This is a genomic window from Conyzicola sp., from assembly GCF_046714715.1.
In the GTDB taxonomy this organism is placed as follows: Bacteria; Actinomycetota; Actinomycetes; order Actinomycetales; family Microbacteriaceae; genus Conyzicola.
In genome coordinates, this window is record NZ_JBKKAD010000085.1 from 20,591 (window position 1) to 27,135 (window position 6,545).

Consider the following 6,545-nt stretch of genomic DNA (forward strand, 5'->3'; position numbering starts at 1 on the left):
GGATCGCGACCGCGATGCGCGTCGTCTTACGCCGCCTCCGAGCACCTCCGTAGACTGGGGTCGAGTCGAGGGGGAATTCGATGGGGCATCGGGAGCACGAGATCGGCGTTGCCGACCGGATGCTCAACGTGCTCGCCCGCCCGATGGTGCGACTCTGGTTGCGCACCGCGGAGATGTCCGATCCGCTGCTGCCCCGGCCGGTGTCACCGGACGATCGCGAGCCCCCGGAGCACAATTCCGACCGGGTGCTGCTCGTCGGCAACGGCGCCAGCGTCGGCTACGGCGTGCTCTCGCACGACCTGTCGCTCGCGGGTCACCTCGGGCGCCAGACGACACTGGCGACAGGTCGCCCCACCCACGTCTCGGTCATCGCCGACGGGGAGATGACCGCCGGCTCCGCCCTCTCGACCTTGCGCGCGTCCGACCTCGAGCGCTACGACGGGGTGGTTCTCACCATCGGCGTCAACGAAGCCCTCGAGCTGAGTCCGGTGAAACGGTGGGACTCGGAGATCGACGAGCTGCTGGCCTTTCTGCGCCCGCCCGCCACGCCGCACCTGGCCGTATTCATGGTCGCCATCCCGCCCATGGAGTCGATCGCCGGCTTTCCCTCGTTCGTGCGCTGGATAAGCGACCGGCACGGCCGCGCCCTGAACTCGCGGCTGCGCTCGGCCTGCGACCGCTTCGATCACGTCACCTTCGTGCCCTTCGCTCCGGCCCGGGCGGCCGACCTCGGCCGGTACCGCAGCACCGAAACCTACCGCGCCTGGGCGACCCTCATCGCCGAAACCGTCGCGGGTGGGCTGTCGGCGGAGTACCCGCGGAGCGACGATCAGGCGGAGGGCGCCGGCTAGCCCAGATATGCGAACCGCGCCGAGCACCGCGGCGCGACGACGGCGCTCTACACTGATCTCGGATGCGGCTGGCGCGTTCATCGAACGGCCTTCGCGGTCCGGCAAGGAGTCCGAGTGTTGAGCGGCGCCGTGCACGCTGTCGCGAGGCCAGGGGTGAAGTTCTGGCTGACGTCGACCGCCATGTCGCGCGCCCTCATCCCGCGGCCCGAACACGCCGACGCCGTGCACACGCCCGGCAACAATCCGCTGAAGGTGCTGCTCGTCGGGAGCGGTGCCTCGATCGGCTTCGGAGTGCTGTCGCACGACCTCGCGCTGGCCGGCCACCTCGGCAGGCAACTCTCGGCGATCATGGGCCGCGCCATGGACATCGACGTCGCTGTGGATCGCGAGATGACCTCGGCGACGGCTCCCGCGGCGATCGCCGCCCAGCCCGTCGCGCGGTACGACGCGGTGGTGGTGGCCCTCGGGCTGATCGAGTCACTCACCTTCACCTCGGTGCAGACCTGGCGCGTCGAGCTCACGGCGATCATCGACCAGCTCACGACCTCGGGGTCGTCGAACGTGCAGATCTTCATCGTCGCCGTGCCCCCACTGCCCGCCCTGATGCGATATCCCCGGTTCATCCGGGCGCTCTCCGGGAAGCACGCGCGTACGCTCAACGACGCGAGCCGCCAGCTGAGCGAGCACTTCGAACACGTGACCTACCTTCCGTTCGAAGCGACGGGCGGCGACGAGACCGACAGGTTCCGCAGCTCGGCGACGTACTCGGTGTGGGCTGCTCTGCTTTCCGAGCCGATCGCCGCGCGTCTGCGGTACGCCGGCGTTCGCGGCGAGCCCGCCCCCGCCCAGCCCGTCGACGAGGCCGCCCGTCAGTCCACACTCGAATCTCTCAAGATCCTCGACTCAGAGCCCGAGGAGCGATTCGACCGCATCACGCGCACCGCACGCGACCTTCTCGGCACCGCGGCGGCGGCCATCACGATCATCGATCGGGAACGTCACTGGTTCAAATCGCGCATCGGCGTCGAGAAGGATCAGATGCCACGGTTCAGCACCCTGTGCGACATCACGATCCAGGGTCGCGAGCACTTCGCCATCGAGGATGCCACGCAGGATCCCCGCTTCGCCGACAACCCGATGGTTCTCTCGGAGCCCTTTCTGCGCTTCTACGCGGGGTACCCGATCGAGGCGCCGAACGGTGTTCGGGTCGGCACGCTCAGCGTCTTCGACCCGCAGCCGCGGGGGTTCTCCGACGCCGACGCCGCCCTCCTGCGCGGCCTCGCCCTCATGGTGCAGAACGAGTTGCGTTCGCCGCCCCCCTGATCGCCCAGTACAGCGAGCCGCGGTGGCCGGGGCTACGGGCAGCCGGCCAGCACACGGGTCATCGCGTCGTGTTCCGCCGGCGTCACCCAGAGGTCGTACGCGGCCTTGACCGTGATCTGCCGCGACACGTACGCGCAGCGGAACGACGCGTTCGGCGGCAGCCACGTCGCGGCGTCACCGTCTCCCTTCGAGCCGTTCGTCGGCCCGTCGACCGCGAGCAGGTTGACCGGGTCGTTGGCGAACTCGTACCGCCGTTCGGCGTCCAGCTGCTGGGCGCCCGTCTGCCAGGCGTTCGACAGGGCGACCACGTGGTCGATCTGCACGAGGCCCGAGGTGGCCTCGCCGCGCACGAAGTCGATCGAGGTGCCCGTGTAGGGGTCGGCCAGCGTGCCGGTGAGCACGCGACAGGTGTCGCCCATCGTGGTGACCACGAGGTCGCGAGCGAGCACGTCGTTGCGCGTATCGCAGCCGTTCTGGTCCATGTCGACCCAGGCCGTGCCGAATTTGTCGTCGCGGTCGTAGCCGGTCTTCGGCGCGCGTCCCTTCACGTCGAGCGTTTCCAGAACCTCCAGGGTCTGCGCGGCGGCCGCGGAGAGGGGACCGGTCGACGGCGCGGGCTGCGGCTCAGTGGTGCGGGTTGGGGCGGCGGTCGCGCTGATCAGGTACGCAGCGACGGCGAAGACCACAATTACGAGCGCGACTCGCACAGGGAGTCGCTGGGAGGGCATCCCACCAGCTTACGTTCGCGCTGGTGCGCACTGCGGCCAAAACCCGCGTAACGTTGACAGGTGGGCAGTTCCACGACAACGAAAGGTTTTGACTTGGGCGAGGAATGCATCCACGGACTCGATTATGGGCTCTGTGACGCCTGCTTCCCGAAGGCGGTTCCGGATGTCGCGGTGGCCGTCGTCTCCAAGCCGCGGGTAACCCGCCCGCGCGCCTCTTCGCTCACGTCTCCGCGCAAGCCCGCTGCCGCGGGTTCGCTGCGCAACCCGCCCGTCGAGGTGGGGGACCAGCGCATCTACCACGTCACCCACGTCAGCAACCTCGCCAGCATCCTGAGCTCCGGCCGCCTTCTGGCCGACGCGAGCGACGCGTGGGAGGCCCGCCCCTCCGTCGACATCTCGTCGGCCGAGACCCGCGAGTCGCGCCGCACCATCGTCGTCTCCGACGAGAACGACGCGAGCGTCGCGAGCTACGTGCCGTTCTTCCTCAGCCCCGCCGCGAGCGTCTGGCTGAGCGTGCGCGAGCAGGTCGCCGATCCGCGCCTGTCCGACGCCATCCGCGAGTCCATCCCCTCCGACTACGTGATCCTGGTCAGCTCGGTCAAGAGCGTCGTCGACTCGCACGATGCGGATGCCGACGAGCGCGAGGCGGCGGTCGTGGTGACCGATGGCGATGCCGCTCACACCCTCACGCGATTCGCCACGACCCGCGAGGCCGGCGACCGTGTTCTGCGCAAGCTGCGCGCCGAGGAGGATTCCGTTCAGATCCTCTCGGCCGAGTACCTGGTCAAAGACGAGTTCCCGATAGAGCTCGTCTCACTCATCGGCGTCGCCAACGACCGCGCCCGCGACGCCGTGAAGGCGATCGTCAAGGCGTCCGACTTCTCGACCCGCGTCGCGGTCTACCCGCCGTGGTTCATGCGCGCGGAGTAGCCCGAACCGCCTCCGCGTAGCCGAGTTCTGACAGCGTCGCGACGAGCAAGCACTAGAACCAGATAGACAGCCACGGCGTCACGGGCGACCGGAACGACGCGTCGATCGCACTGGCAGAGCCCGAGTGCAGTTCGGTGATGCGGCCCGAGCGCGCGAGCGTCGCCGCCGAGACTCCGCCGAGGTAGAGGGCGCTGAGTTCGTTGACGCCGAGCGCAACGATCGCCGCGTTGTCGGGGGCGTCGCCCGACCACTGCGTCACCTGCGCGGTGCCGTCGTCGGCGATCGAGAGCAGGAAGCGCCCCTCGGCGAAGCCGAGCGGATCACTCACCTCGAGCACGATCGACCCGTGGGCGCTGTACCGGCGCGCCTCGAGGGCGCCCTTCACGTCGAGGATGCGCGTCCAGAGGTGATCGCGCTGCCGAGTCTTGGTCGCGGCGCGGAAGTCGGAGATCTGCCAGGCGAACGCTTCGTCGACCGCGCGCAGGGGCGCGATCACGTCGCCGACGAGGTCCATCTCGATGAGATAGCGCCAGATGCCGGCGTAGGCGTCGTCGGTGGCGGTCGAGACGATGCGCACCTCGAGGGAGTGGCCGAACACGTCTCCGGGCACCTCGTTGACCACGTACGTGGCGAAGCCCTGCGGTTCACCGGCCGCGTCGTCGTATCGCACGACGCGCAGGTTCTTGGGCCGCTCGGCTTCGCTGCCGGTCAGCCCGAGGGCGCGGTCCCAGAACAGCGGCCACGGCTTGATCTCGCCCGGCGACTGCAGCCGCACCTTCTCGACGATCGCGGGACCCTGCTCTTTGAGCTGGTCGACGGTGATGAAGTTCAGACGCCCGTGGGCCGTGGGCCCGGTCCATCGGGCGCGTCGTGTGTCGATCTTCCAGTCGGCGGCCATGACCGCGGGCGCGAAACCGAACCGGCCGTAGATAGTGGCTTCGGACACGGTGAGCATCGCGAGCGGCACTCCCTGCGAGTGGGCCGTGCGCAGCTCGGCCTCGAGCATGGCGCGGGCGATGCCGCGACGGCGGTGGGTGGGCGCGACGGTGACGGCGCTGACCGCCCAGGCGTCGATCGCCCGCTCGCCGGGAACGGTGACCGGCGTCGACCACGAGCTGACGGTGGCGACGGGGGAGACGGCGTCGGCAGCGGAATCGTCCCAGACCCCGGTCGTGCGGCGGTAGGCGAGACCGGCGACCTGGCCGGCTATCGTCTCGTCGCTGGCCGCGCCGTCGTGGAACCCGCGCGCCTCGGCCTGCAGCCACGACCCGAACTGCGCGGCGTCCGCCGTGTCGACGAGGTCGAGACGGAGGCCTCCCGCCGCGAGGGATTCTGCTGAGTCGTGGTCGATCGGGGCGTGTAGGTAGTCGTTGCTCACCTCTTCAGGCTAGTCGAGGCATCCGTCAGCCTTCGAGCAGGCCTCGGATATCCTCGGCCGTGAGCGCCGAGCTGAACACCGCGTCGTCGTCCATCACGGCGTCGAACAGCCGCGACTTCTGGTCTTTGAGCGCCATCACCTTCTCTTCGATCGTGCCGTTCGCGACCATGCGGTAGACCATCACGTTCTTGGTCTGGCCGATGCGGTGGGTGCGGTCGATCGCCTGCGCCTCGGTGGCCGGGTTCCACCACGGGTCGAGCATGAACACGTAGTCGGCCTCGGTGAGGTTGAGGCCGAAACCGCCGGCCTTGAGGCTGATGAGGAAGACGGGGGCGTCGCCCTGTTTGAACCGCTTGATCACGTCGGCGCGCTTCAGCGTGGCGCCGTCGAGGTACTCGTAGGCGATGCCCTGCGCGTCGAGCCGGGCCGCCGCCTTCTTCAGGAAGCTCGTGAACTGGCTGAAGATGAGCGCGCGGTGGTTCTCGGCGATCACGTCGTCGAGCTGCTCGAAGAGCACGTCGAGTTTGCTGGAGGGAATGTCGCTGTAGATCTCGTCGACGAGCGAGGCGTCGAGCGAGAGCATCCGCAGCAGGGTGAGCGACCGGAACACGATGAACCGGTTCTTGTCCATGTCGTCGATGAGCCCGAGCAGCTTCTGGCGCTCGCGCTGCAGGAACGTGTCATAGAGGGTCTTGTGCCGCGGCGACAGGTCGATGCGCAGCACCTGCTCCTGCTTGGCCGGCAGCTCTTTCGCCACGAGATCTTTGGTTCGACGCATCATGAGGGGGCGGATGCGCCTGCGCAACTGGGCGAGCAACTGTGCGGCGCGCTGCGACTCACCGGCGGCGCTCGAGGTGATCGGCTTGATGTAGTCCTCGGTGAACCTCCGCCACGACGGGAACAAACCCGGCGCCACGATCTGGAACAGCGACCAGAGGTCCATCAGGCTGTTCTCCATCGGGGTACCCGTGATCGCGAGCTTGAAGGGCGCCTTCAGCTCGAGCGCGGCCTCGTGGGCCTTCGACGTGGGGTTCTTCACGAACTGCGCTTCGTCGAGCACGAGCCCGCCCCACGACTGGGCCTGGTATGCGGCGAGGTCGAGCCGGAACAGGGCGTAGGAGGTGACGATCACGTCGGCACCCTCGGCCTGCTTCGCCAGCGGGATTCTGCTCTTGGAGTTGGTGGCGGTGATGCCGCGCACCACGAGGCCCGGAGTGAACCGCTCGGCCTCGGCCACCCAGTTGCCGACGACCGAGGTCGGGGCGACGACCAGGAACGGGGCCGGCGGTTCGACCGGCTGCTGCTTGGCGTATGCGATCAGCGCGAGCGTCTGCA

6 protein-coding genes are annotated in these 6,545 nt (G+C 68.7%); 3 read left to right on the forward strand and 3 right to left on the reverse strand.

What is annotated here, in order from left to right:
* Positions 1–80 precede the first annotated feature (80 nt).
* Both ACLQ6X_RS07010 and ACLQ6X_RS07015 read left to right on the forward strand, forming a co-directional pair.
* The gene (locus ACLQ6X_RS07010) at positions 81–851 is read left to right on the forward strand and encodes an SGNH/GDSL hydrolase family protein (RefSeq protein WP_411699457.1); all 771 of its coding nucleotides are present in this window, start codon (positions 81–83) and stop codon (positions 849–851) included.
* Positions 852–1,004: 153 nt separating this feature from the next.
* Positions 1,005–2,174: a GAF domain-containing protein gene (locus ACLQ6X_RS07015; RefSeq protein ID WP_411699458.1), complete on the forward strand. Its 1,170-nt coding sequence runs from the start codon at positions 1,005–1,007 to the stop codon at positions 2,172–2,174.
* 32 nt (positions 2,175–2,206) lie between these two features.
* Here ACLQ6X_RS07015 and ACLQ6X_RS07020 read toward each other — a convergent pair whose 3' ends face one another.
* A complete protein-coding gene (locus ACLQ6X_RS07020) occupies positions 2,207–2,902 on the reverse strand; it encodes an HNH endonuclease family protein (protein ID WP_411699459.1) in 696 nt (231 codons plus the stop codon).
* 93 nt (positions 2,903–2,995) lie between these two features.
* On the opposite strand from ACLQ6X_RS07020, the gene ACLQ6X_RS07025 reads away from it, so the two are divergent.
* The gene (locus ACLQ6X_RS07025; protein WP_411699460.1) at positions 2,996–3,832 is read left to right on the forward strand and encodes a DarT ssDNA thymidine ADP-ribosyltransferase family protein; all 837 of its coding nucleotides are present in this window, start codon (positions 2,996–2,998) and stop codon (positions 3,830–3,832) included.
* A 52-nt stretch (positions 3,833–3,884) separates the two neighbouring features.
* Here ACLQ6X_RS07025 and ACLQ6X_RS07030 read toward each other — a convergent pair whose 3' ends face one another.
* Positions 3,885–5,210 (reverse strand): GNAT family N-acetyltransferase, encoded by a 1,326-nt coding sequence (locus ACLQ6X_RS07030; RefSeq protein WP_411699461.1) that lies wholly within the window; start codon positions 5,208–5,210, stop codon positions 3,885–3,887.
* A gap of 25 nt (positions 5,211–5,235) precedes the next feature.
* Positions 5,236–6,545: DEAD/DEAH box helicase (locus tag ACLQ6X_RS07035; protein ID WP_411699462.1), on the reverse strand; the 1,310-nt coding region annotated here is incomplete at its 5' end.